Here is a 24329-nt window from a genome sequence, read left to right on the forward strand (position 1 = left end):
TGATACCTCCTGGCTTAAATGAGGTAAGAAAATGATAAATAAGATCATTCAGCACTACATCACACCAACCTTACTGCCCGCTTTGCGGCCTTCAGTGGCTAAGCTTTCTCTTGGCGTTCTCTGTGAGGTATCTGCCGCGGTGGCAAAGCTAGGTGCCTTATTGTGCTTAATCCAACTCATCGATGATCTTTCAACTCAGTGGGTTTACGCCGCGATAGGGTTTTGGGTAATCAGTGCCATTATCTCCTCTTTAGGATCTTGGTTAGTGCACGATGCCGAATCCCTGTTTTCCAATCGTCTACGCCGTCAGGTAGCGCAACACTTGGTTCGCTTACCGAGTAAAACTATATCAAGATACGGCGATAATCAGTTGCGTCGCTTGGTATCAGAGGACATCAATACACTGCATCATATGGTGGCCCATTTGCCAGCAGAGTTAGTGACATTCATTGTCGTACCAGCCTCGTCCATAGCCATTATGTTGAGTCTCTGCGGGCCAATAGCGTTGTTTACTCTCGTACCCGGTTTGATTGCGTCACTGTATTACTTAGTGTTTTTGCCCCGATTTGCCGCCAAACATGGCGCTGAGCGAATGACCATAATGGGGGATATTGTAACCGCAGTGAATGACTATACGAGGGGGATCAGAGTTAACCGTATCTACGGTACTCAAACGGGCGCACTCACCAATTATTATGACGCTACCAGACGCTTTACTCAGGGCATTGTAAAGTGGGTAGGAAGTGTTGCCCTTCCCGCCGCCATTGCAATCGCTTTGTTGCAAGCTGTCGTCACTTTCGCGATTGCGTACACCATTGCCTACCAGTTAAGCCCTGCCGCTATGGCATCCGTGTTCTTTTTTGGATTAGCTGTCGTCACGCCAGTACTAAAGCTTGGACACGGACTGGACTACGTTACAGCAGGCAAACATGCCGCTAAAAACATCAGTGACTTCCTGCAACAAGCCCCTATTGCCAGCGGCAAGCTCAATTGCAAATCTCAGCCTCAAAAATTACAAGCTTCAAACCTAGTCGTCGTCAACGACAAAAAAACGGTCATCGATAATCTTACCCACGATTTTGTACCAGGCTCCTTTACCGCAATTATGGGACCAAGTGGAGCAGGAAAAAGTACCTTACTGCGTATTTTGGCGGGGCAAGAAACACCGGCGCATGGCAGTGTATCGCTAGGGCGTGAGGAGCTATTCGAGCTTTCCGAAGTTGCGCGCTATTTGGCAATACGTTATGTCCCTCAGGACACCGGAGTGCTTAAAACTACCATTAGGGAAAACTTGCTGTTGAGCGCACCAGACGCCAATGATGATGAGTTACGTCTCGCACTCTCTCTCGCTCGGCTAGAACTTGATCTCGATGCTGACGCCAGCTTGCTATCTGGCGGTCAGCAGCAACGTATCGCATTAGCGGGCGTTTTTTTTGAGTAATGCCAATGTAGTTCTGCTCGACGAGCCCACCAGCGCTCTCGATGACGATACCGCAGGCGACATCATCAGAAGCCTAACCGCACTCACTAAACAACACAATAAGACGCTGGTCATGGTGACACATGATTCAAAGCTCGCACAATTGGCTGATTTCACCCTCACATTAAGTGGCCAACGACAGGATGACGAAGTATGACACCTAAAAATGCCGTTTCTTCCAGCTCAACCATCCCATTAAACGCTAAATCTCGCTTGTATCGAGTCGCACTGGGTTGGACTTTTGTGGCTCTATTCGAGGCCGTTGCTTACACCTTTCTTGCGATATCCATAGTAGAACGAGCAGAACCACTTAACGTGATCATAGCCGCTGCCCTTGCCGTGCTTGTCACCGTGCTAGTCACACGTTCTGGATTTCTTTCTGGCGCTAGATTAGCTGGTGACCTTTACACTACTGTGGGACGCGCTCTCAGCAAGGCTAAGCTTGCATGGTTTAACGAGCAACATCGCACGCAGCTCAACCAACTGGCTGAGCGAGGTATCCCTGGGTTTATGGCAATCCCTGCCCATCAGTTACAGACATTCTTACATGCTCCACTACTACCGGTTTTCTTAGTTTTTGGCATTGGTATCGTAGGAGGCATCCAAATTGCACTGTTGAGTGGTGCTCTGCTAGTCGTTGCTTTATCAGCTCAATTTGTGGCACAACGCCACCTTAGTCGCTCAGATAAAGACAGAAACAGTGCAGATGTGCAAGCGACAAAGTCAACATTGGAACTTATCGACCATTTTGATTTACTCCGCTCGACAGCAGGACCAAAACGCGCAATAGAGCGTATTGATCAAAGCTGGCGTGCGCAAGAGAAGGTGTACGCTGGGATAAATCAAAGCGCATCAGTTGCAACTTTCATCTCCACATTGGCCACCATTTTGCCACTCGCTGGCCTTGCCACTTATCTGGTTTGGATGCAAATAGATCAACCCTTGCTCATCTTAGCGCTATTAATTTTGATTACCCGAGCGGCGGCACCGCTTGGTGAGCTAGCGCTGGCAGGCTTTGCTATTAATGATGTCAAAGCCTCAATGAATAACTACGGCCAACTAACCAATGTCCCTACCCTTCCAGAAGCGACTAGTGACAATGCGGCCGTTCCAAGCAACCATAAGTTCGAGCTCGATCATGTTAGCCATCAAGGCTTATTTGAGAATGTCAGTTTGGAAATCAATCAAGGCGAAACGGTGGTCATTAATGGCATCAGTGGCAGTGGCAAAAGCACATTACTCGGTCTTTTTCTGAGGTTTGATGACCCGAATAAAGGTTCTATATCCCTTGGTGGTGTCGACCTTAAAGACATCCCATACGAATCTTTCACCCAGCATATTGCTTACGTCGCACAAGATCCGATTATTTATACCGGAACGCTGGCAGATAATATTCGTTTAGGTAATCCAAAAGCAAATGACGAAGAGGTTGAGCAGTTTGCTAGATACGCAGAACTCAATGAGCTTATTGACTCTTCAGAAGAAGGTATTCATCAATCAGTCGGTCAAAAAGGCTCTGGGCTATCTGGTGGTGAAAGACAGCGAGTGGCGATTGCACGAGCTCTGATCAAAAAAGCCCCTATCCTCGTGCTCGACGAAGCAACGTCGGCATTGGATGAAGCCACTGAGGCTAGAATTGCTGAACATATCCATCATTTGAACTCAACAGCGATTATTGTGACACACCGAGACCTAAAAATTTGGCGTCCAACAGTCGAGCTCACTATAGATAACCAAAAGGTAAATGTGCAGAAACATACGACTGAAACTGATCGTAAAAAAATGAAGTTAGATCATGAATCTGATGCGCTAGCGATGAGCGTTTGACTTCAGTAATCCAACAAAATCAAAGCGCCCCTGTTTTATACAGGGGCGCTTTTTATACAGGACTATAGAAATAAGCAACTTTTAAGCGGTAACTTGCGTCGCTTCCCACCAGTCTTTGATGGTATGCAGAGCCACCATGTCAGCAAGTTCGACATTAAAACCTAGTGCCTTCCAGCGGCTGTGCAGTGTCATTACTCGAATTGAATCCAGACCAAGGAAGATAAGATTTTCATCAACGTCTACCTCATCCAAATCAACGTCAAGTATATCCGCGACATCCTTCCTCATAGACTCTAAGCTCAAAGCGCTTGATGAATCTGATGGCTTCATCGTTTTGATAAATTCATTCACGGATTTCACGCACCCGCTTCTTCCAGCGACATATTTGATAGTATGAAGATGATCTTCTTCGGAGAAATCCGCAATCGCATCACCAATTACGAAAGGTTTGATATCTAGCATAAACGCATCCAACGCTGTCGATAGAATGCCAATATGGCCGTACACACCAACAATGATGAGCTGATCTCTTTGCTCTTCTTGCATCCACTGAAGTAATGGCGTTTTCTTAAATGCACTATAACGCCACTTGGTATATTGAATATCGCCAGCTTGAGGTGATACTTCCGGAGCAATATCCGTATCTTGAGTTAGACCTGCACCCCAGAAGTCGGTCAGAAGTGCCCTCTCATTCGGTTCCTGATTTGCAGGCTGAGCCGTGTAGATAACAGGGATATTAGCCGCTCTTGCATTGTCTAGAAGCTTGCTAACATTCTCCAAAAGCTCTGGTACTGGTGACTTCGTTTTATCAAAGAAGTTGAGGAAATAAGTCTGCAAATCATGAACTAAAACAACAGCCTTCTTAGGATCTATTTTCCAATCTACTGTGTTTTCTGGAAATGTCTCTGACTGAGGGATTTTATATGAGGCGATCTTAGGAATAGCCATTTAGTTATCCTTATCTGGAACGATTACTACAAAATATGGGGCAAGCGAGCCCAAAACAACAATATTGATAATCAATATCATTCTCAGTAATTCTAAGCCAACAATGAATATAAAATCAATTGCTTATATGGAATTCACTCCCCAAAACGCAGATCAATAATTGAATTGGTTCTTCGCTCACAACTTCACTCAGATCGGCAGATACAAAAAAACCCTGCCAAACTGGCAGGGTTTTTATTTCTTAAGAAGATACGTTACGCGAGATTAGTCACGTAGAGACGCACCAAACTTCTCAGAAACGTGAGCAACGATAGCGTCAACCGCACCCGCGATGTCTGCATCTTCAAGCGTACGCTCTACAGATTGTAGTGTTAGCGCGATAGCTAGACTCTTCTTACCTTCTTCAACGCCTTTACCAACGTAAACGTCGAACAGTTTCGCGTCTTTAAGGAACTCGCCACCTTGCTCTAGACATGCTGCAACGATGTCACCTGAAGCTACTGCTTCATCAACAACTACTGCGATGTCACGACGGTTTGATGGGAACTTAGAAAGCGCTACAGCTTCTGGAATCACTTTAGTGTTGATTGCAGACCATTCCACTTCGAATACGATAGTACGGCCGTTTAGACCAAACTTACGCTCAAGCTCAGGGTGCACAGTACCAATCACACCAACTTGCTTGCCATCAACGATGATAGCTGCAGATTGACCTGGGTGAAGCGCTGGGTTCGCTGCTTTGTCTTCAACAGAAAGTGCTGCGAAAGAGTAAGCCGCTTCGTTTGCTGTAAGCTCAAGAACCGCTTCTAGGTCGCCTTTCAGATCAAAGAAATCAACTGTGTTGGTTTCGATGTCCCAGTGCTCTTCACTGCGAGTACCTGCGATAACACCTGCAAGCATAGGCTCTTGGCGCATACCGTTTTCAGCAGACTCACATGGGATGAAACGTAGGCCGTATTCGAATAGACGAACGCGTGGCTGTTGACGCTTCTGGTTGTGAACCACAGTGTTTAGTAGACCTTGGATTAGGCCTAGACGCATTGCTGACATATCCGCAGAGATTGGGAATGGCAGGATTAGCGGCTCAACACCCGGAACAACAAGCTTTTGCTGCTCTGGCTCAACGAAGCTGTAAGTGATTGCTTCTTGGTAACCACGGTCAACAAGTAGGTTACGAACACGTTTTAGCGGAATGTTCGCTTCTGCGTGGTCGTGCATCTTAAGTGCTGCCGCTGGGTTTTGGTTAGGGATGTTATCGTAACCGTAGATACGACCTACTTCTTCAATTAGGTCTTGCTCGATTGCGATGTCAAAACGCCATGTCGGTGCAGTTGCTGTCCAACCTGAGTCAGTTGTTTCAACTGTTAGGCCAAGACGCTCTAGGATTTCAACAACATCGCTGTCTGCAATGTGGTGACCTAGTAGGCTGTCTAGCTTAGTACGGCGTAGTGATACTGTGTTCGCTTTTGGTAAGTCAGCTTCTGACTCTACAGCAACAACAGGTGCTACTTCACCACCACAGATCTCAACAAGAAGTTCTGTTGCACGCTCCATTGCGCTTGTTTGTAGTGCGAAATCGACACCACGCTCAAAACGCATTGAAGAATCCGTGTGTAGACCGTAGCTACGCGCGCGACCACGGATGTGGTCTGGTGCGAAGAACGCACACTCAAGTAGCACGTCTTTAGTTTCAGTGGTTACACCAGACTCTTCACCACCAAAGATACCTGCGATAGCAAGTGCTTTGTTGTGGTCTGCTACTACTAGAGTATCAGCGTTTAGCTCAGCTTCGTTACCGTCTAGAAGAGTAAGCTTCTCGCCCTGCTCTGCCATACGAACCACGATGCCGCCTTCAATCTTAGCAAGATCGAATGCATGCATTGGCTGGCCTTGCTCTAGAAGAACAAAGTTAGTGATGTCTACAACTGGGTCGATAGAGCGGATGCCACAACGGCGCAGTTTCTCTTGCATCCATAGTGGTGTTTCAGCTTGAACGTTTACGTTCTTAACCACGCGGCCAAGGTAACGTGGACATGCTGCAGGTGCTTTCACTTCGATTGATACTTGATCGTCGATAGCCGGAGCTACTGCATTTACCGCAGGCTCAGTTACGTCAGCACGGTTTAGAACGCCAACTTCACGCGCCATACCACGGATGCTGAAACAGTCCGCGCGGTTAGCCGTTAGGTCTACGTCTACTGTTACGTCGTCAAGACCTAGGAATTCGCGGAAATCAGTACCGATTGCTGCGTCTTCTGCTAGTTCCATGATGCCATCAGATTCAACGTCGATACCTAGTTCAGAGAATGAACACAGCATGCCGTGTGATGGTTGACCACGTAGTTTTGCTTTTTTGATTTTGAAATCGCCTGGTAGTACAGCACCAACAGTCGCTACAGCAACTTTGATACCTAGGCGACAGTTAGATGCGCCACAAACGATGTCTAGAAGCTCTTCAGCGCCAACATCTACTTTAGTTACACGTAGTTTGTCAGCGTCTGGGTGTTGACCACACTCAACCACTTTACCTACTTTAACGCCAGTGAAAGAACCAGCTACAGGTAGTACGTCGTCTACTTCTAGACCCGCCATTGTGATTTGGTGTGTAAGTTCGTCAGTCGATACCGCAGGGTTTACCCACTCACGAAGCCAAGATTCGCTAAATTTCATAGTGATGTATCCCCTGGATTACTTGAACTGTTTTAGGAAACGAAGGTCGTTCTCGAAGAACGCACGAAGATCGTTTACGCCGTAACGAAGCATAGTTAGACGTTCAACGCCCATACCGAATGCGAAACCAGAGTACTTCTCAGGGTCGATGCCTACACTGCGCAGTACGTTAGGGTGAACCATGCCACAACCTAGAACTTCAAGCCATTTGCCGTTCTTACCTTTCACGTCTACTTCTGCTGAAGGCTCAGTGAATGGGAAGTAAGAAGGACGGAAACGAACTTCAACTTCTTCTTCAAAGAAGTTACATAGGAAGTCGTGCAGGATGCCTTTTAGCTGTGCGAAGTTTACGTTCTCGTCTACTAGCATGCCTTCCACTTGGTGGAACATTGGCGTGTGCGTTTGGTCGTAGTCGTTACGGTATACACGGCCTGGTGCGATGAAACGGAATGGTGGTTTACCATTTTCCATCGTACGGATCTGAACGCCAGACGTGTGAGTACGTAGCATTAGATCTGGGTTAAAGAAGAACGTGTCGTGGTCAGTACGCGCTGGGTGATCTTCTGCGATGTTTAGTGCATCAAAGTTGTGGAATGCATCTTCAATCTCAGGACCAGACTCAGTGTTAAAGCCTAGCTCACCAAAGAACTGTTCAATACGCTCAACAGTACGAGTAACAGGGTGTAGACCACCGTTCTCGATACGACGACCTGGTAGAGTCACGTCGATTGTTTCAGCTGCTAGCTTCGCTTCTAGCTCTGCACGTTGTAGTGCATCTTTACGAGCTACGATAGCTTGCTGAACTACGCCTTTCGCTTTGTTGATCTCTTGACCAGCTTCACGGCGCTCTTCTGGTGGTAGTTTACCTAGGCTTTGAAGTTGAGCAGTTAGCTCACCTTTTTTACCTAGATACTGAACACGCACTTCATCAAGTACGACTAGCGATTCTGCAGCTTCAATTGCCGCGCTCGCGTTAGCAATGATCTCTTCTAGATGTTGCATCGTTTCCTCATCTACCTATTGGTAGTATCCATAAGGGAGTGATTGGTTTTTTGATAGCTGTACATAGTAGCCAAACGCGCCACCAAAGCCAAATTGAATTATGAAAAGAAGAGGTTATTGAATAAAAAGAACACAAAAACGTAAAAAAAGCAGCGTTATCTAGGAATAACGCCCATTTTATCGAGGTTGTTTTTGCATAAGAAGCCAAAGAAAGTCACTGGTTTTGTTCTTATCAAGCGAGAAGAGAAGACCGTTTTCTTTGGCGATTAAATATAAGAAGTAACCTAGTTTAAAGGCGTCAGTTTTTGTACGGTTTGAACTCGGTTTTTACCGTTTTGTTTTGCCAAGTAAACGCCCTCATCGGCAACTCGAATTAAATCCGTGTAGGTTTCCATATTGTCTCGACGTTCTGCGACACCAACACTGATGCTCCCTCGCCAAGGTTCGAATGAAGTAGGAACAAGCATATGGGAGACCTGTTTTCTCACCGCCTCTGCCACATGCAAACCACCCTCTAATCCGGTATCTGGGCAAATTACGAAAAACTCATCGCCACCCAAACGACACACAATGTCGTCACTGCGGAAGTAGTGCTTCAATGCTTGCGCGAGCTCGGTTAGAACTAAATCCCCTGCTTCATGGCCGCAGGTATCATTCACTTGTTTGAAGTAATCCGCATCGATCATGATACAAACCAAAGGCAGGTCTTTAGCGTCCTCATCCTTCCACAGTTTCTTAAGCGTTTTTATCGCGCTTCTACGGTTCGGTAACTGAGTTAATGAGTCGGTTAAGGACAAGGCTTCTAGCTGTTTATTTGCATTCGATAACTGCTTCGTCCTTTCGTCCACCTTTTCCTCTAGAACTAGGTTCAGCTTGAGTAGCTCTCGATTTCGCTCTGAGACTTGTGAAAATAGCGCATTTAGCGCCTCAAGCAGCGGCTCTGTTGACGCGTTGGCTTGTTTTTCTTGCTCTTCATACGCTGCTTTTGGAGACATGCCGGATTGAATCGCCGCCACTTGCTTAGACATGTTCTGGTCAATGCCAAGAATGTGGTACGCCAGCCAATGAATAAGGAAATCCAGCAACTGTTCGGCCGCACGCTTATTTTCTTCATTGATGAAGCTTTGCATGCTGATGATATCGCTCATGAACGCGCGATGGACTTGGATATGTTTCTGTAGATGCTCAGGATAGATCCCCACTTCGCGCATCAAGTTCTCTTCTTCTTTGAAGTGGAACTCGGCGTAACGAGAAAGATCAAACAATGCGACTTGAATATCGGTCAGGGAGATGCTGTTTTGTGCCAAAAGTTCGCCGTACTTATTAATGAAGCCGACTAAATACTGGTGTTGCTCATCAACTTGTTCGATTCCAGTTTCGAAATATGTGTCCCAACGAAATGAATTCAACGCTACTACTCCTGAGTAAAACCAGTCAGTATTGATAGTTGCTTATACACAACTATCAATACCACAATTAATATAAGGAATAGTAACGACAAAATTTTTTTAACGCTTTAGAAGCCAGTCAAAATAATGACGTAGATCTACTTACCTCCAACTTTTCGATTAGTTTATCTACCAATTTAAAAATAATACTGGATAGAGAACTCAATAAAGTCATCGTCCCGCGCAAAGTAAAGCAAATCTGTTGGGGTCTCATTTTTAAACAGCCAAGCGTCTATTTGCCACTTGAAATGATTTGAAATGCGGCTGGAAGCCTCAAGTTTTGCGTTGTACACATCGGAGTTGTCGAGATCTTGCGTGATACCCGTTAGAACTTCAGTACCATCCTCATCATTTAATGCTAAACGAATACCTGCAAACACATCGTTTTGCCCAATATTTTGGGCGTTGTTACCGCGGCTGTCATACAAATACTCGCCGATGATGCCAACGTCCCATGCTGTCTCAAAAGCGCCCACTATCGTGTATTCAAAACCGGTGACGACTCCGACATGATTGTCGAAGCTATCGCGGTAGACACTCTCTAGCTTCCATAACCAATCGCCCACAATGCCTTGTACATCTAGCCCAACATGGTTCATTAGGGCGTAATAAGGCTTTAACTCCCCTTGCTCAAACCGAAAGTACGGGTCACGGTTTGTTCCATAAACATAGCTTAAGCCCACATCCCAATCGCCGAACATTTGCGCGTACCGAAAAGCCACATCCACATGCTTTTCTTCTCGGCTAGATTCATACAACGCATCATCAGATACAACAGGATCAATCCTCAAACGTCCATCTTTACCCGCAAATGTCCGCTCACGAAAATAAGGCAATATCATGGCATCCACCGTCCCCCAATCTTTGATAGAGGTAAAGTGCACCATAGGTTGGCCAAGCTTATCTTCTCCATCAACCGCTTCTATTGCATCAATTTGGTTTACAACATCAACCAAGTGCGCAGACTCTGTGACGCCCCAAAACACCTTACTGATGCCAACACGAAGTTCGTAATCATCCCAATAGGTTAAATACAAGGCTTCTCGAATATCACCATGAGTGCGCTCATCATCCATGCTGTCCCAGCGATAAAAAGGTGTGAACGTGAAACTCGCATCACCGCCTTGCAGATCCCAGTAAAGCTCTGGCTGCAACACGAGTGATGTTTGTCCTTTGCCCTGTCCTTGAGCACCATCAGAGAAAAATTGCCGATGCTCAATGTTAGCCTGCCCCGCTAGTTCAACGCCAAACAATGGCGAAGAGCACAGCATTGCAGCAATGCTAGCCAAGGTTCGGTTTGCTGCGATTACTCTTTTCATTCAACCACCCTACTTAACGCGCTTTAGGGTGTTTTTGTTGAAATCGTTGTCTTTTAACCCGGTCTGGAACGTGAGTTCACTGGTTGTCAGTTCTGTGCTTTTACCTGTTTGGTGATTGGTCATCGCCATGGTGTGCGCACGCCAGTATTGATTTAGGTATTGCTTGTAGTCAGAGAACAGGAGTGATTTTAGCAACGCGCCTTTGCGGTCATAAAATTCGACTTTCAAAGGACGGTAGTGCGCTTTATCCAACCAAACCACCTGCTTGGTGTAACCAGAGTTTTTATCTGTCGGGATTTGCTCTAATACAAACGTCTCTTGGTCATTCATCGTTTCATCTTTTAGGTAATTGAAACGGTATTTTTCGATCTCGAATGAGCTCAGGTCTTCATAAGCAAACTCACTGCCCATAAACGGACCTGATTTGTTGCGTGACGCAATACGTTTTACACGCTTAAGAGCCGGTAGGTAGAGCCACTGGTCATCAGCACCAACTGTATGAGAATGGTTGAGGAATGCAGTGCCTTTTACATCACGTGGCTCATCAAAAATGGTCAACCCTTTATCACCATCATCGGCAACCTCAAGTGATTTCAAGCGCATCAAACGCGTACTGCTCTCCCCTTGTGCGTTGCGAAGGATCATTTGCATGGTTGCCACCGAATCCCCCCAACCTTCATCACGAGCTTTGCGCTCCTGTGCAATCTCTAATCCTTTTACCTCATCTGCCCACGCAAATGACGAAAGCAAAAGTGAAACCGATAACGCGGCGACTTTGAATGGTGTTTTAACTAGTTTCATCATGTATTCCTTGTCTTAATTCCTGAAGTTCGTGTCCGATTACAACGGTGTCGCTGCAACGTTATTCTTAGCTTGTGAGCGGAATGATTTCGTTCCGGTGATTTGTTGGTAAGTGGCCTTATCAAACAGCATCAATAAAGTCGGTAAGAATAAAAAGTCCACGACTAAAGCGATAAAGATGACTATCGCGCTGAGCTGGCCCATGTCCGCGTTCAAACGGAAGCTCGACATCGCCAACACTGAGAAACCAGCAACTAAAACGACAGTCGTAATCCATAGCGCGCGACCCACAGTATGGAAGGCATAGCGAACCGCCTGCTCTGCTGTTTGTCCCTCTTTTCGAGCTCGTTGATATTTAGAGAGGAAATGAACGGCATCGTCGACCACGATTCCGAGGGTCAACGTCACCACTACTGACAGCCCGAGGTTGATTTCACCTGAGATAAGCGCCCAGAGACCAAAGCCAATCACGGCCGGTGCGATGTTTGGCACCAAGCTGATCAAACCCAGTTTAAGAGAGCGAAGCGCAAAGATGAGCAACGCGGAAATGAGCACTAATGTGATAGGTAAAGTAGAGAGCATACTTGCCATGTTGGTCTCGCCAATGTGGGCGAACATCAAAGAAGGGCTCGAAGCGACTACTTCATATTGAGGGGCATTGTCAGCAAACCACGCATAGATGCGATTCTCAAGATCAACCAATTCAACACTGCCTAAGTTATCGACGGTGAGGACCATTTTAATTGACGATTTATCAACATTGATTTGGTTGTTTAGGTCGAGCCCATACGGCAAGGACATCTCATAAAGCAACAGATATTGCGCAGCCAGTTCGCGATTTTGTGGTAATGCGTAGTAGCTTTCGTCGTCGCCATGCATGTTCTTATTGAGACGTTTATATACATCCGCTAGCGTCGCAACATGGTCAGTTTCAGGTTGAACTCGCAGCCAGTCCGTAAACCCACCAATAGTATTGAGAAATACCGGAGCTGCAATCCCTTGCGATTCGTTAGTTTTAATCGCAATACTGATGTTGGTCATGCCACTGATGCGCGCTTCCATAAAGTCGGCAGCTTGACGAAAATCACTGCGGTTATCGAAGTACTTGACGGATTCATCATTAACGCGATTCAAAGGAATCAAACTCGCACTGACTGCAATAACCAAAACAGATGCAGGCAGTAACGCTTTGCGATGTGTAACAACAAAGTCGCCCAGTTTGTCCATAAAGTCAGACTTGCCGTTCGAAGGCGTTTGCTTAACATTGATAGGAAGCAACTTCAGTAAGGCAGGAAGAAGCGTGACAGAAAGGAAGCATGCGATCATTACACCTAACGCTGACAAGTTGCCGAAGTCTCTCAATACTGGAGAATCGGACATATTCATCATCAAGAAGCCGATCGCCGTAGTCACTGAAGTGATTAGGATTGGTATGAAGTTAAGTGAAACACTTCGTTCGATAGAGTGCGCTTTACTAAAGCCATTTTGCATCGACTGACGCATCGTGGTGATAACATGCACACAATCCGCAACGGCGAGCGTCATAACCAGTGTTGGCACGTTGACCGTTGCGGTGCTCAAGAACATGCCAGCCCATCCCGAAAGCCCCATTGTTGCCATAACTGAGCCAATGATAACAATCAGCGTGGCGACAACACTCAAGAATGAACGCAACATTATGGTTAAGAACACCAAAATCACTAACAACATGGTTGGCACCAATGTCGAGCTATCCTCCTGCGCAGCCGTCATAAACGCGTAGTTCATAGCAATAATGCCCGCTTTATGGAACTCAACATTTGGGTAGTTCTGTTGGTAACGCTCCAACATTGCGTTGATATGAGACATCACCTCTTGCACTTCAGCAGTCTTGTCTACTTCTGGTAGTTGCACGGTAATATTAACAACCGTGACATCACCTTTCTCTGAAATCAAAGCGCCTTTCAGCACGGGTTCAGTCAGCGAAATTTGCTTTACCTTTGCAATACGGTCAGGGGTTAGCTCATAGTCTTCATACAACAAGTCTTCGACGAGAAGATCATCTTCAAAGGCTTCGGTATGTTGGTAGTTAGCAATCGAGTCCACGCGGCTTGAATAAGGCACCTGCCACGAATCATTAGTGAGGTTTTGTATAAGTTGAAGAGTTGCTGGAGTGAAGACGTCGTTGTTGTCTGGTGCAACGACGATGGCAAGGTTGTCTGTTTTCGCAAAGGTGGTTTGAATCTCATCGAAAGCCAACAACTGCTTATTAGTGCCGTCAAAAAAGATATTATAGTCACCACGAAAATAGAGATTTTTTCCTCCTATTGTCGCGAACATCACGAGCAATACTGTCGCCAGCACTACCCAAATACTGTACTTGGTTGGAACCTTCCCCCATTGACTGGAGGAGCCTTGTTGAGCTTGGTGGTGTTTCATCACACTCTCCTTTTGTGACGTTTCGTCATAAAATGGAGCTAAAAAAGCAGCTTGCGCTGTTCTCTAATTCCAGATCCGTTTCTAACGCGCTTTACACCAGTCTGGCTGAAAGGCTTGGTGAAAAAACATCGTTATTGACGATCCGTCATGTAGTGTGATTAAAAAACCAACCCGTTAAGATGATTGGTTTGTACCCTGCTTAGCGATTGACTGAATCGAGATAAGCAAGTTCTTCACTGAATAATTCCTGCTCAACTCGACGCCAGGTTTTACGGTAATCCCACTCCGTTGAGAGCGGCAACCATCCTAAACCGTCCAGTAGCATATTCGCATTATGAAGCACTGAAAAAGGGTCTTGTAAGCGCTGTATGCATCGGCTATTTGACGCATTTTGAGCAAGCGCATTAGATCCAAAAGCGATCGACCAGTTTGCAAATACGATAGCATCAGAGCCCACTGCAGGTGAGAACTTTAAGTCCCCGATCTCTACGGCATGATTCACTAATGCATCCGCACCGGATATCACTTCTTCTTCAAGCTTGTTTAATTCATTCAGGCGAGCTGGCGAAGCCTTCTCTATCACCCAAGGTGTTTTGGCAACAATGGCACACGTTGACAAAACAGGCTCCATACGAGCATAAATACGGTAGCCCACATGCATTGCTATGATTTTCTCACGCGTATTGCCATCAAAGTTGGCTGTACGTTCGAAAAACATCGCCTCACTTTTCAGTGAGTGGATACAAAGGGCAAGGATAACGTCTTCTTTGCTACAAAAATGGTTGTAGATAGTCCCTTTAGAGTAAGAACTTGCGGCGGTGAGCTTATCCATTGTTAGATTCGCAAACCCCTGCTCTTGAACCAATGACTTGGCAAGTTGGACTAATTCCACCTCACGATCAGCAATCGCTTGTTGTTTCTTGGTTAAACCAGAAGCGACACGACAACCCTCTTGCTTGTCATTTTTCTTGCAGCCAAAGTTAAACATATTTCCCTGTTCCGTATTACTGTGTAACCCAAATGAATTGTAACACGAATATGGTATGCAGAAACGAAATTACACTTTCTGACGAACCGTCATAATTGACACTTCGTCATAATAGCTCACCCACAAACCATTTCAACCGCAAATCTATAAATCACTAAAAATAACTAGAGATTATATCGAGAGGCTCGGTTTATCCCCTGCTGATGCAATCGCATAGCGGATATCATCAATAAAACTTGTTCCAGTTTGAACGATGCCATCGGAAAAAGTGACGGGGTGATGCGGCCCTGCAATCAATAGAACATTGGTGAAGTCTGATACATCAAAGTTCTCGGCGACAACGTTCTTCGAATGAAAATCCAGCACGGTCTTGGCTACCTGCTCCTCTAATATAAGTAATTGTTCCTCGGTGATTTTCATGCGAGATAAAGCGACACGCACGCACTTTTCATGCGTTGTAGTTTGATCCTTAATGATCTCAGTGTACTTGTCGTTAAGCTTCGAGTTTTCAGCATAGCTATAATAAAGCGGGCCATGCAGCGTGATGTTGTTTTCTTCATCAACATAAACCAGATCAAGTAGCTCTAGCGCGCCTAAATAGTCCGACATACTTTGTTTCGAGAGCTCATACTTTTTCATTAGGATGGTATAGCCGTCTTTTCCACGCAGCATCCGTAATTCTCGATAAAAATCGTAAAGATGAGGAAATTGAAAAAAGACTTCGTCTTGCGTGTGGCTAAAGTAATCTTGATCCTCAGCTTGAAGTTGATTTGCCAGTTTCTGCAACTCGTCAAGGGTGCAGTCAACCGCGCGGCAATACTCGAGTAGCTTATCTAGAGCAAGGTTAGTACTAGTTAAATGACGTTTAAAAGTGGACAACGGCATGCCCATTTTCTCAGATAACTCTCGATATGTTAGCCCTTTGGTTTTTATCGCTTGTCGTAATGCGGCTAACAAGTACTCGGGAGTGAGTTCTCTCATCTACAATTCCTTATGGCAATGTTACAACTGTATAGTATTTGTAACAATTTAGAATCACTTCGCAAGGCATAAGTTCATATTTTTATAAGAAAACTTTGAATTAATATACTTTGATTCACATTTATGATGTTAATGACGGCACTTAAAATGCATTCAGTTTCATTATGAGTTGTTATTAGAATAGATTATAAACATGTTAATCAGCATGCTGTTCGTCGCATTAACTGCTAACTCGAGTGATTTTTCAGAGTATTTCCGACTTAAAGCATTACAAATAATTAGAATATTTACCCTACAAAACATGCAAGCAAAAATGCATAACCTTGCAAAAAAGGACATAGAGCGATGACTGGTCTCTTTGTTGCTGGAATACGTTCTACTTCGTTGAGATCATCGCATCGATCCACTTCGTCCGCCAATCATCATTTTTACCGTCAGTCATTAGTTCGACATTTGACTTAATCGTCACCTCATCGGCGAAAGCAGTTTCGTTATATTCCATCGAAATACATAGCATCACTAGCGTAAGAGTATGCTTGTAATTCATTCTACGACACGTAATGTTTTGTTAATAACTTCATAAGAACCCGCCATTTTGTTGAATTTATACTAACTCACTAGAACATGGTCAACTCTGTTACACCGCAAGTTGCAAACATCCCAAATACCACCTTTTGCAGAGTTCAATAATAATCTAGCCTTAAAATAACTGACATAGAATGGATATGTTCACCCCATCATTCAGCATACAAAGCACATCCTACCACCTAATTAGTAGCATACTTATTTTTTATTGCATAAAACAAAGTTGAAAAGCCTATAAAAACAGCGAAAAACACGAAAAAAAACACACATACTGATTTCAGATACTGCTTACTAAGCATATTATCCAAAGGAATTATAGTAAATAAATAGTTCCCATCAAACAGCCTCGATTTGGTTACTGCAAAGTTCTCACTAAATTCATTTTGATAAATAAGAGGTTCTTTATCAGTTGCACTCAACCCGCGGTATTGACTTCGAATCTCATAAATATCACGGTTTAGCCAACGAGCATTTACTGGATCAACGGCAAATACAATTCCGTGTTCATCCGTTAATACAAATTCTCTTTCAACGTCACTTAATAGGCTTGTACCTGATATATCAAACAAGACCATACCTACAACATCTTCGTTAAAGTGTACGGGAACGGCCAAGGTCAAAACCATCTTTCCTGTATGAACTGACTTATATAGTTTTGACTGGTAGAATGGGCCCCCCTTCTCTACCACCTCAACAAAATAAGGACGGCGAAGTGCCTTTGCGTTCCAATCAAGAACCATTTCATCTGATGAATATACAACACCATCATCACTAATAATTGCAACATCCAAGATATTGTAGCGATTCTTTAATGAATATGCAGATGAAATTAAAAAGCTGGCATTTTCCTCAAATTTATCGCCTGCTAACGGAGATGATACATTTTCTGCAACAGTGTTTAGCAACTTTTCATAAGAGCTTATTGCATATTTATAGTTATTGGTTAATGCTTTTGAGTTACTTTCACTTAGTAACGTTATTAGCTTATTCTGCTCTTTTTCTTTACACTCGCATATAATGTATATTGCCAAACCTAACACAGTGACAATCACCAAAAAAAACACCGAAAACTATTTTATTTTTCATCATTATTTCAGTCATATGCCTGAGATAGTCATAAACTTAAAATGACATCTATCCACTCCATTACACAGGCAATTTAATCCGTTCTAATCAGGTTATTCCTAGAACCCAAATCGTGTATGAATTTACGCACAGACTATAAACCAAAACCACAAAACTCGCACGTAAGAAAACCCTTACACCAACACAAATGAAATAAGATATCGTTTCAAAATAAAAAGCTCGCCATTTTAGGCGAGCTTTGTCAATAAGCGTTGATAATATCATTCGTTACTGGCGAGAAATACAAACCGGAAACTTAGGCTCATCAATATTACTAGGAGACGTAGAAAACTCTTTGCTCAAGTTCACCGTCGTTTGCATACCGGGACCTGAATTCTCACTCGTCCAATAATTGTTTGATGTTGGCCACGCCGCGTAACCATCTAAACCAGTCGGTTTATAAACCTTTTGCAACTCGGCAACGGTTGGTATGTGCCAGTCTGAACGACCTGCGTAAAACTCTTCTGCAAGCTTTTCACACCATTTAACGTTATTGTCGTAGTTCAATAAGCCTACGTTCATCCCTGCAGGGTCTCGGGATGAATCGTTTGTTGTTGCATCCGGCTCGATCCCCATACTTCGTAATGCATATGGCGACACTGCAGGCACATATAAGTTACGAGTTGGATGGTTTGCCGTGATTGGTATGCATCGGAAATCTTGCGGTACGCCCGCACAAGGGAACACTTTTGGCGAGTCAACGATGACCTCTATCATACCAAGGGACCCAGCACTTCGATCATCCTCGATAACATAAAGAACTTGATATAATCCCGGGTCAAGTATGTCTATTGTTAAGGTTCGGTCAAACTGCGCACCTTCCGAAAACTTACGGATTTTCAGACCGGGTCCCGCTTCAGCATAGCCTAGGCCCCAATAGTCATCATCTGGCTCGACTATCTGTAATTCCGGAATATTATGAAGCTCAAAACTCACCTTATCGCCAGGAAGAAGGTATGACGGCATCATGGTTTTTTGCCATTTGCTATCGATATTAATAAATAACGCTTCTTCGTCTTTACAACTTGATTGGTAACAAATAGTAAGCAACTCTTCTCCGACGCCATCATTATCGTTGTCGGCATATATCGGAACAGGTTGATCATAACTGCTCACAAGCGTCACTTTTTTATTGTTAAAACTCGTACCGCTTGGCAAAGTTACACTAGCTGGATAGTCGGTACTGTAGAAACCCAATTTTACGTGGTCATTGTCTTCCAAAGATGTGGTTAGATCGCAGTTATCACTTTGACACCCTAGTAAGCTCGCTCGGGTAACCAAATCAAAATTCTCAACCGAATAGTTGTAAGAATATTCAGTCATGCCTATTGTTGGCGGCTGATTGAATGAATTCGATACTGTAATATAAAGAGCTCCACTTCTAATCTTCCCGGAGTCTGGGTTTTTGATTAAATACTCAACTCGGTTCCAGCCTGACAAATCCGGTGGTGTATAGGCTATGCTGTGTGGTTGCTCTATCGCAATAGTTCCGATAGATGGATAAGAACCGCCAATCGTTGCGGTAATAATCTCGCAATTTTCTTGTATTAAATGCGTTCCAACTTGTTGTCTTAAGTTGTATACGGTTACTGAACCATTTGGGGCAACACTAGCGGCCACTGGTGGCATGTCAGTAAACTCAATCTCATGGTCTAGTATTAATACAGTAACTTCTCCACTTGCTACTTCGCCCTGTTGTTCCACTTCATATTCATAGGTGCACAGACCGTTCTGCTTCGCGGTAATGTCAAATCCCTTACCATTCAATTTGGGAACACCACAAATTGATTCATCTTCGAGAGTTCTGACGCCAATAACTTCAACCTGACCGCCCTGAACAAATTCCAGAATATTGATATGAGTTAGTTTACCGACATGTACTTTTACAATACCGTCACCCGCATAAAAGACGTCACTGATCTCAGGTTCTGGCGTTGACGCCGAAGGAGTTTGATCCTGTCCACAACCCACTAAAAGTAATGCGCACCCCAACAATAAGGTGGCACTAGGAGGAAAAACTTTATCCAATATGCTCATTTTTCTATACCTATTGAGTAGGTACGCGAGTTTTATATCAAACACTGAAACTCGAGTACCTAGAATGCTTAAGCTTATTTAATGAGAACATCAACGCGTCGGTTTTGAGCTCGTCCGATTTCAGTACCATTACTTGCAACCGGGTCGCTTTCTCCTAAACCAAATACGGTGATCCGCGCTTCATTTATACCGCTATCTATTAAGTAGTTTGCAACCGCCTGTGCGCGTTGCTTTGAGAGGCGATTATTATAGCTAGGCGAACCAAGGCTATCTGTATAACCTTTTACCTCAACCTTGAGTCTAGGATTGGCCAACAAGCTACGAACCATTTTCTCTAACGCTATCGTTGATGAAATGGCAACAGAGTCAAATCCAAACAGTTTTTTCGCAGACGTTACCTCGGGTGCTTTCAGTTCCACTGGCTGCACATTGGGTTCTCTCGGCTCGAATGGTTCTACTTGCGCAACCACCTCGCTGTTTACCTGCCCGAATCGGTAAGCGATACCGACATAAACTTGGCTAATATTTAGTTTCTCGTTTCTCGCTACTGGGACGTGGTAGTAATAATCGACCCCGGCCAATGCAGACAATCCGGTGGTTAAACGATATTCTGCGCCGAGTCCGATGGTATTTGACAGCCGAGAGTCTGTGTCTTGATTAAGTAAATTGCTTACCCCGACTTTACCCAATAAATGAAGATCTGAATTAAGTTCCGATTTCATCTTAATGCCTAACGTCGCTAAGGATAGCGCGTCGTTAGATACGTCAAATGCGTCATAGCTCGCGTACAAACCAAGGTGTGGATTTAATTTATAACTCAAGCCCAACTTGGTGGACAATCCATTCTCCGCGTTTGTCGGATAACTTGCGCCAACGCCCACTTCAGCTTCAAAATTGGGCATCACACTCTGACCGTAACCGCAAAGAGGGAAAACCATGGTGGTTAGCAATACTGCTTTAGAATAATTCAAAGTAAATCTTTCCTGAAGTTTTGGCCTATCGTCATCATTGCCTTTTTAGCTTTCTAGCTAACGACTAACCCGGAATGTCTAGTACAAACTGCTCAATCACAATTTGGGGTAGCGAACTTAGTTTAAAGATAAACAAGTTACGTAGTTCTCAGTCGCCTCAGAGTCTGCTACGACTTCACCAGTAATAATGTCAAACGCTTTTGGTAATCCACCATTATTCGTATCGCGCACCCAATAGCGGTGAGAGCCAGGCCATGACATTTTCCCAAACAAACCTTTATTTCCAGACTTATACCTCTGATAATAATCTTGCATATCACGCAGTGAAGGTACAACCCAGTCGATGCGCTCAACAAAGTTATTAGCGGCCAATAATCCGCAAAGTTGCTCTGCATCGTTATAGTTGAACATCGCGACATTCATACCAAATGGCCCTTTATCCCCGGTTTCATAATCAGAGGTGACGCCGGTAATGCCCAACATCTGCATTGCTTGCACCGAACCTGCAGGAATAAATAACTTACGTGATACTTCACTGGTACTCGCAGGTAAGCAGTTAAAGTTTCCTGACAATCCAAAACACGGATACACGTTCGGGTCTTCCACTTGGAATCGAATAACTCCAGAGTCGTAGTTTGCGTAGTGGTCCCCTACAACGTAGCTCACCACTTTTTCACCAGCACTCTTCGCTTTAAATTTGAATGAGGTGTTCCATACATAATTTGGGTCTGCCAGTTTTACTTCCGTCGTACCAAACGTCTGTACCGTAAATAGTTGCCACGCATCACCCTCTGGATCTGAGACGACCAAGTCTTTGAATTTAGCAATGTCGACCTCTACAGTTGTCTCAGGAAAAATGTGATAACCAAGGTCTGTTTCTGCCCAATGTCCGTCCGTGTTATAAAATGCCAACACACTTGTTTTACAGTCGTAACGACACAGTTCATCTACGGAGCGACCATCGATATTCACCATGACTTTATTGCTTTGGTTGGCTGTGATCATTAAGTAAGTCTTATCAAAACTTGTATCTGTTTGAGACAAGTTGATTGTCGAGATAGTATCGTTTCTCGTGAGCTCCAGTTTATTACGCTCGCCTTTAGTTACATAATCAGAAACACTGTCACAACTGCTTGCCGAACAACCTGCCGTATCTGAACTTAAGTATTTAGCAAAGATGCGTTCCGTTGGGTTATATTTATAATCTTTGTTAGATATTTCTAACGGTAAATTAGGAATTAAATCCGAATCAACGTGGATGTAAATAAGGCCGTATATTGTTAAATCAGGTTTTTCACTATCTTTTACATAATATAAAACTCGCGTCCAACCGCCAGCAAAGATAGCTTTCACATTGATAACACTGCCCTGACCAGAAGCCTCCGCAGGAGCGAAGTCGATACTTTGCAGATAAATTTGGTCTGGTATTAATACATACGAGTCTTTCCAAATGATATCGCCTAGTGTTTCGGCGAGATCGATTTTCAACGAGTGACCATCGGGTTGCACTTTTTTATCTATCTGAGGAAGTACCCAAGCAGGTTGCGAGTCAGAAATCACCGTCAATGTTGCACTTGCTTGACCGAGGTCATCTGATTCTACAGTGTAGAGATAATCACATACAGTATCTTGTGTTTGAGTAACGAGGACTCCCAACCCTTTAATTTCAGGTATTCTACATACTGGATTAGAATCAGCTACATCAATGTGAGTGATAACCGCGTTCGAGCTTTGAACGTACTGATTAAAGTCTATATATGTTGTTTCATTTGTTTTGACTATATTTACGCCATCCATCAAATAACTGCTAGGTGGCAGAGTAACACTAGGAGGTGGTTGCACTGATGTTGGGCTTTCACTACCGCAACCCATAAATAGCAAGGTGGCTAAACATAAGCCCCATCTCTTTGCTCGCGCAGGCCTCGTTCTTTCTTTTTGCACTTTCTTCATAATTCCCTCGTCAAAGAGTATTTTTAAACATCACCGTGAATGAGCCAGAATATTTATCGGGTTTGACAGTAGAAATATTGTCAAAACTGACTTGCAGTCGCGCCGAATCTCCATAGATATAAGGCTGCTGTTCATCACTCATGGCAATTGCTTTTCCATCTTTAATGAGCTCATTTTGTCGATCTAGCGCACAACCAGAAATGCAACTGACACTATAAGGAATTTCTTCTTCGTTATTAATGTCATTCGATTTAAGTGTGTAAAGGTCGCTATTTGGTACCAATTCCATCTTTACACCATGCAAATTAATACCTTGTGGCCTTACAATATAGGTCGTTTTACCACTAATCGTAGTTGGCGATATATTTATAACATCCATCACACCATCACCGATCACTTCAACCGAATTGATCCACGATTGCATATGGTAAAAATTAAAACGCAATACTATAGGTATATAATGGCGGAACTTTACTCCATCTCTGATAAAATCCGCCATAAAGGTCACCGTAGTAAAACCATGGTATAAACCCGAACTTGGAAACTTCGGCACAGGAATGACATTGAGCACAGGCCTCACCGCCATGACTGGAGAGCCGGTTTCCTTTAGTGTCATCACTAATTTCCCTATGCCAGACCCTTTTACGGAGTAGGAATAAGCAACCCCACCAAGATAACTGACGGTCAGGCCGGGGTTGCCGGAGGCCATCGTACTGTGAGGGGCTAACGTCCAATGACCACCTATCACATCGACGTCCATCATGAACTCATCTCCGTTGAACGCGTTCGTCATTTTGACCGAGTGGATACCGGGCTTAGTTACCCCGCCAATCATAATAGCGTCCGCTGGAGGTGTCGTTCCTACGATATCCCAAATTAGTGGGCTAATAGATTCATTACCTTGGTACTGAGCCATATAGCGAGTATCGTACAAATCATCATACAGGTTGATCTCGCCACTATAACTCTGGCATTGATACGACATTGAGATAATGATGCACAAAAACCTAAGTATTAATTTACCCACAACCATCACTCCCCACTGGAATGCGCTTTACCAGGCTTAAGACTAAATGTTTCTTTATACTTAGAATTGTGAGTCGATAACTCAACCTTAATTTCTTTGGCATTTTTCATTTTGTCTTTAAGCTCAATTGGCAAGTTTCGACCCGATAAACCATACACTACAGAGGTACACTCCTCTCGTTGCTTCCCTTTTAAGCCCGATGGGCACGCATCTAAATAGGCTCGTAGGTAAGTGCCACCCTTGTTTTTCAACTGCATGGTTGCGCCTTCATAACTCATTTCATAAGCAATCGGCTTATCTTCTCGTGCTGGTACGATGACAATTGGAGCAAAACCCACTGCAACTTGTACGGTGTGAGTCACTTTTTCACCTTCGGCAAAGTATGGCGTTGGGATAAATGACAGCTGATACACCTTATCTTTATCAATAAGTTGGTTTTTTTGGGGGGTATAGCTCACTTGAAATGCTTTTTGCAGTTCTGGATCTATTACCGTTCGTGCTGGGCGAACCGTTAATGACCAATCATCAATATTGTCTCGCGTGTAACGAGTCGTCTTTAGCTCGCCATCAACCACGGAAAGTTCCGCAATACCAACTTGTAAAAACTGGCGGTATTCAGCCCCATTTGTAATATGGAACGCAGCTTTACCATCAACCGTAAACTCCATCATAGAATCAATACCAATTGCTTGGCTTGTCATTGGAATGAATGGCGCACAAAGTAATATCTTTTTAAATAATTTCTTCATCAT

General features: G+C 44.1%; 17 protein-coding genes and 1 pseudogene. 2 read left to right on the forward strand and 16 right to left on the reverse strand.

Going from position 1 to position 24329, the window contains the following annotated elements; genetic code table 11:
* The first annotated feature begins 31 nt into the window (after positions 1-31).
* Positions 32-1637: pseudogene (locus tag KHO06_RS10615) on the forward strand (ABC transporter ATP-binding protein).
* A complete protein-coding gene (locus KHO06_RS10620; protein ID WP_212581545.1) occupies positions 1634-3307 on the forward strand; it encodes an ABC transporter ATP-binding protein in 1674 nt (557 codons plus the stop codon). Before KHO06_RS10615 ends, KHO06_RS10620 begins: the two are co-directional and overlap by 4 nt.
* Positions 3308-3388: 81 nt before the next feature.
* On the opposite strand, the gene KHO06_RS10625 is transcribed toward KHO06_RS10620, so the two are convergent.
* From KHO06_RS10625 to KHO06_RS10700, 16 genes are all read right to left on the reverse strand, one after another.
* Entirely contained in the window at positions 3389-4255 is an 867-nt protein-coding gene (locus KHO06_RS10625) for an isochorismatase family protein (protein ID WP_047479181.1), read from the reverse strand.
* Between the two features lie 264 nt (positions 4256-4519).
* The gene (pheT, locus tag KHO06_RS10630) at positions 4520-6925 is read right to left on the reverse strand and encodes a phenylalanine--tRNA ligase subunit beta (RefSeq protein ID WP_212581546.1); all 2406 of its coding nucleotides are present in this window, start codon (positions 6923-6925) and stop codon (positions 4520-4522) included.
* A gap of 18 nt (positions 6926-6943) precedes the next feature.
* Positions 6944-7927 carry a phenylalanine--tRNA ligase subunit alpha gene (gene pheS, locus KHO06_RS10635; protein WP_005427963.1) on the reverse strand — a complete coding sequence of 328 codons (984 nt, stop codon included), beginning with the start codon at positions 7925-7927 and terminating at the stop codon, positions 6944-6946.
* 284 nt (positions 7928-8211) lie between these two features.
* Complete coding sequence (locus KHO06_RS10640; protein WP_005427920.1) at positions 8212-9336, reverse strand: GGDEF domain-containing protein; 1125 nt, start codon at positions 9334-9336, stop codon at positions 8212-8214.
* Between the two features lie 176 nt (positions 9337-9512).
* Complete coding sequence (locus KHO06_RS10645; RefSeq protein WP_047479176.1) at positions 9513-10694, reverse strand: hypothetical protein; 1182 nt, start codon at positions 10692-10694, stop codon at positions 9513-9515.
* Between the two features lie 9 nt (positions 10695-10703).
* On the reverse strand, positions 10704-11495 hold the full coding sequence (locus tag KHO06_RS10650; RefSeq protein WP_212582473.1) for an outer membrane lipoprotein-sorting protein: 792 nt from the start codon (positions 11493-11495) through the stop codon (positions 10704-10706).
* A gap of 39 nt (positions 11496-11534) precedes the next feature.
* Positions 11535-13913: an MMPL family transporter gene (locus KHO06_RS10655; RefSeq protein WP_212581547.1), complete on the reverse strand. Its 2379-nt coding sequence runs from the start codon at positions 13911-13913 to the stop codon at positions 11535-11537.
* A 199-nt stretch (positions 13914-14112) separates the two neighbouring features.
* Positions 14113-14901, reverse strand: a complete 789-nt coding sequence (locus KHO06_RS10660) for a TetR/AcrR family transcriptional regulator (RefSeq protein ID WP_005428091.1) — start codon at positions 14899-14901, stop codon at positions 14113-14115.
* Between the two features lie 171 nt (positions 14902-15072).
* Entirely contained in the window at positions 15073-15882 is an 810-nt protein-coding gene (locus tag KHO06_RS10665) for a helix-turn-helix transcriptional regulator (protein ID WP_081233606.1), read from the reverse strand.
* Between the two features lie 376 nt (positions 15883-16258).
* Positions 16259-16429 (reverse strand): hypothetical protein, encoded by a 171-nt coding sequence (locus KHO06_RS10670; protein WP_212581548.1) that lies wholly within the window; start codon positions 16427-16429, stop codon positions 16259-16261.
* A gap of 220 nt (positions 16430-16649) precedes the next feature.
* Positions 16650-17522: a PDC sensor domain-containing protein gene (locus KHO06_RS10675; RefSeq protein WP_212581549.1), complete on the reverse strand. Its 873-nt coding sequence runs from the start codon at positions 17520-17522 to the stop codon at positions 16650-16652.
* A 298-nt stretch (positions 17523-17820) separates the two neighbouring features.
* Positions 17821-19629 (reverse strand): hypothetical protein, encoded by a 1809-nt coding sequence (locus tag KHO06_RS10680; protein WP_212581550.1) that lies wholly within the window; start codon positions 19627-19629, stop codon positions 17821-17823.
* A 74-nt stretch (positions 19630-19703) separates the two neighbouring features.
* Complete coding sequence (locus tag KHO06_RS10685; protein WP_081233609.1) at positions 19704-20600, reverse strand: OmpA family protein; 897 nt, start codon at positions 20598-20600, stop codon at positions 19704-19706.
* 117 nt (positions 20601-20717) lie between these two features.
* On the reverse strand, positions 20718-22550 hold the full coding sequence (locus KHO06_RS10690; RefSeq protein WP_152604679.1) for a hypothetical protein: 1833 nt from the start codon (positions 22548-22550) through the stop codon (positions 20718-20720).
* Between the two features lie 10 nt (positions 22551-22560).
* Positions 22561-23577: a hypothetical protein gene (locus KHO06_RS10695; protein WP_212581551.1), complete on the reverse strand. Its 1017-nt coding sequence runs from the start codon at positions 23575-23577 to the stop codon at positions 22561-22563.
* 5 nt (positions 23578-23582) lie between these two features.
* On the reverse strand, positions 23583-24329 hold the full coding sequence (locus tag KHO06_RS10700) for a hypothetical protein (protein ID WP_235284021.1): 747 nt from the start codon (positions 24327-24329) through the stop codon (positions 23583-23585).

The sequence above is a fragment of the Vibrio sp. B1FIG11 genome (assembly GCF_905175335.1).
GTDB lineage: Bacteria > Pseudomonadota > Gammaproteobacteria > Enterobacterales > Vibrionaceae > Vibrio > Vibrio campbellii.

Bases quoted from the DNA above. Each gene is read 5' to 3' on its own strand.
- KHO06_RS10700 (WP_235284021.1), bottom strand. From the start codon at position 24,329: ATGATGAAGAAATTATTTAAAAAGATATTACTTTGTGCGCCATTCATT.
- KHO06_RS10665 (WP_081233606.1), bottom strand. From the start codon at position 15,882: ATGAGAGAACTCACTCCCGAGTACTTGTTAGCCGCATTACGACAAGCG.
- pheS (WP_005427963.1), bottom strand. From the start codon at position 7,927: ATGCAACATCTAGAAGAGATCATTGCTAACGCGAGCGCGGCAATTGAA.
- KHO06_RS10620 (WP_212581545.1), top strand. From the start codon at position 1,634: ATGACACCTAAAAATGCCGTTTCTTCCAGCTCAACCATCCCATTAAAC.
- KHO06_RS10690 (WP_152604679.1), bottom strand. From the start codon at position 22,550: ATGAAGAAAGTGCAAAAAGAAAGAACGAGGCCTGCGCGAGCAAAGAGA.
- pheT (WP_212581546.1), bottom strand. From the start codon at position 6,925: ATGAAATTTAGCGAATCTTGGCTTCGTGAGTGGGTAAACCCTGCGGTA.
- KHO06_RS10650 (WP_212582473.1), bottom strand. From the start codon at position 11,495: ATGAAACTAGTTAAAACACCATTCAAAGTCGCCGCGTTATCGGTTTCA.
- KHO06_RS10660 (WP_005428091.1), bottom strand. From the start codon at position 14,901: ATGTTTAACTTTGGCTGCAAGAAAAATGACAAGCAAGAGGGTTGTCGT.
- KHO06_RS10625 (WP_047479181.1), bottom strand. From the start codon at position 4,255: ATGGCTATTCCTAAGATCGCCTCATATAAAATCCCTCAGTCAGAGACA.
- KHO06_RS10680 (WP_212581550.1), bottom strand. From the start codon at position 19,629: ATGAGCATATTGGATAAAGTTTTTCCTCCTAGTGCCACCTTATTGTTG.
- KHO06_RS10645 (WP_047479176.1), bottom strand. From the start codon at position 10,694: ATGAAAAGAGTAATCGCAGCAAACCGAACCTTGGCTAGCATTGCTGCA.
- KHO06_RS10670 (WP_212581548.1), bottom strand. From the start codon at position 16,429: ATGAATTACAAGCATACTCTTACGCTAGTGATGCTATGTATTTCGATG.
- KHO06_RS10655 (WP_212581547.1), bottom strand. From the start codon at position 13,913: ATGAAACACCACCAAGCTCAACAAGGCTCCTCCAGTCAATGGGGGAAG.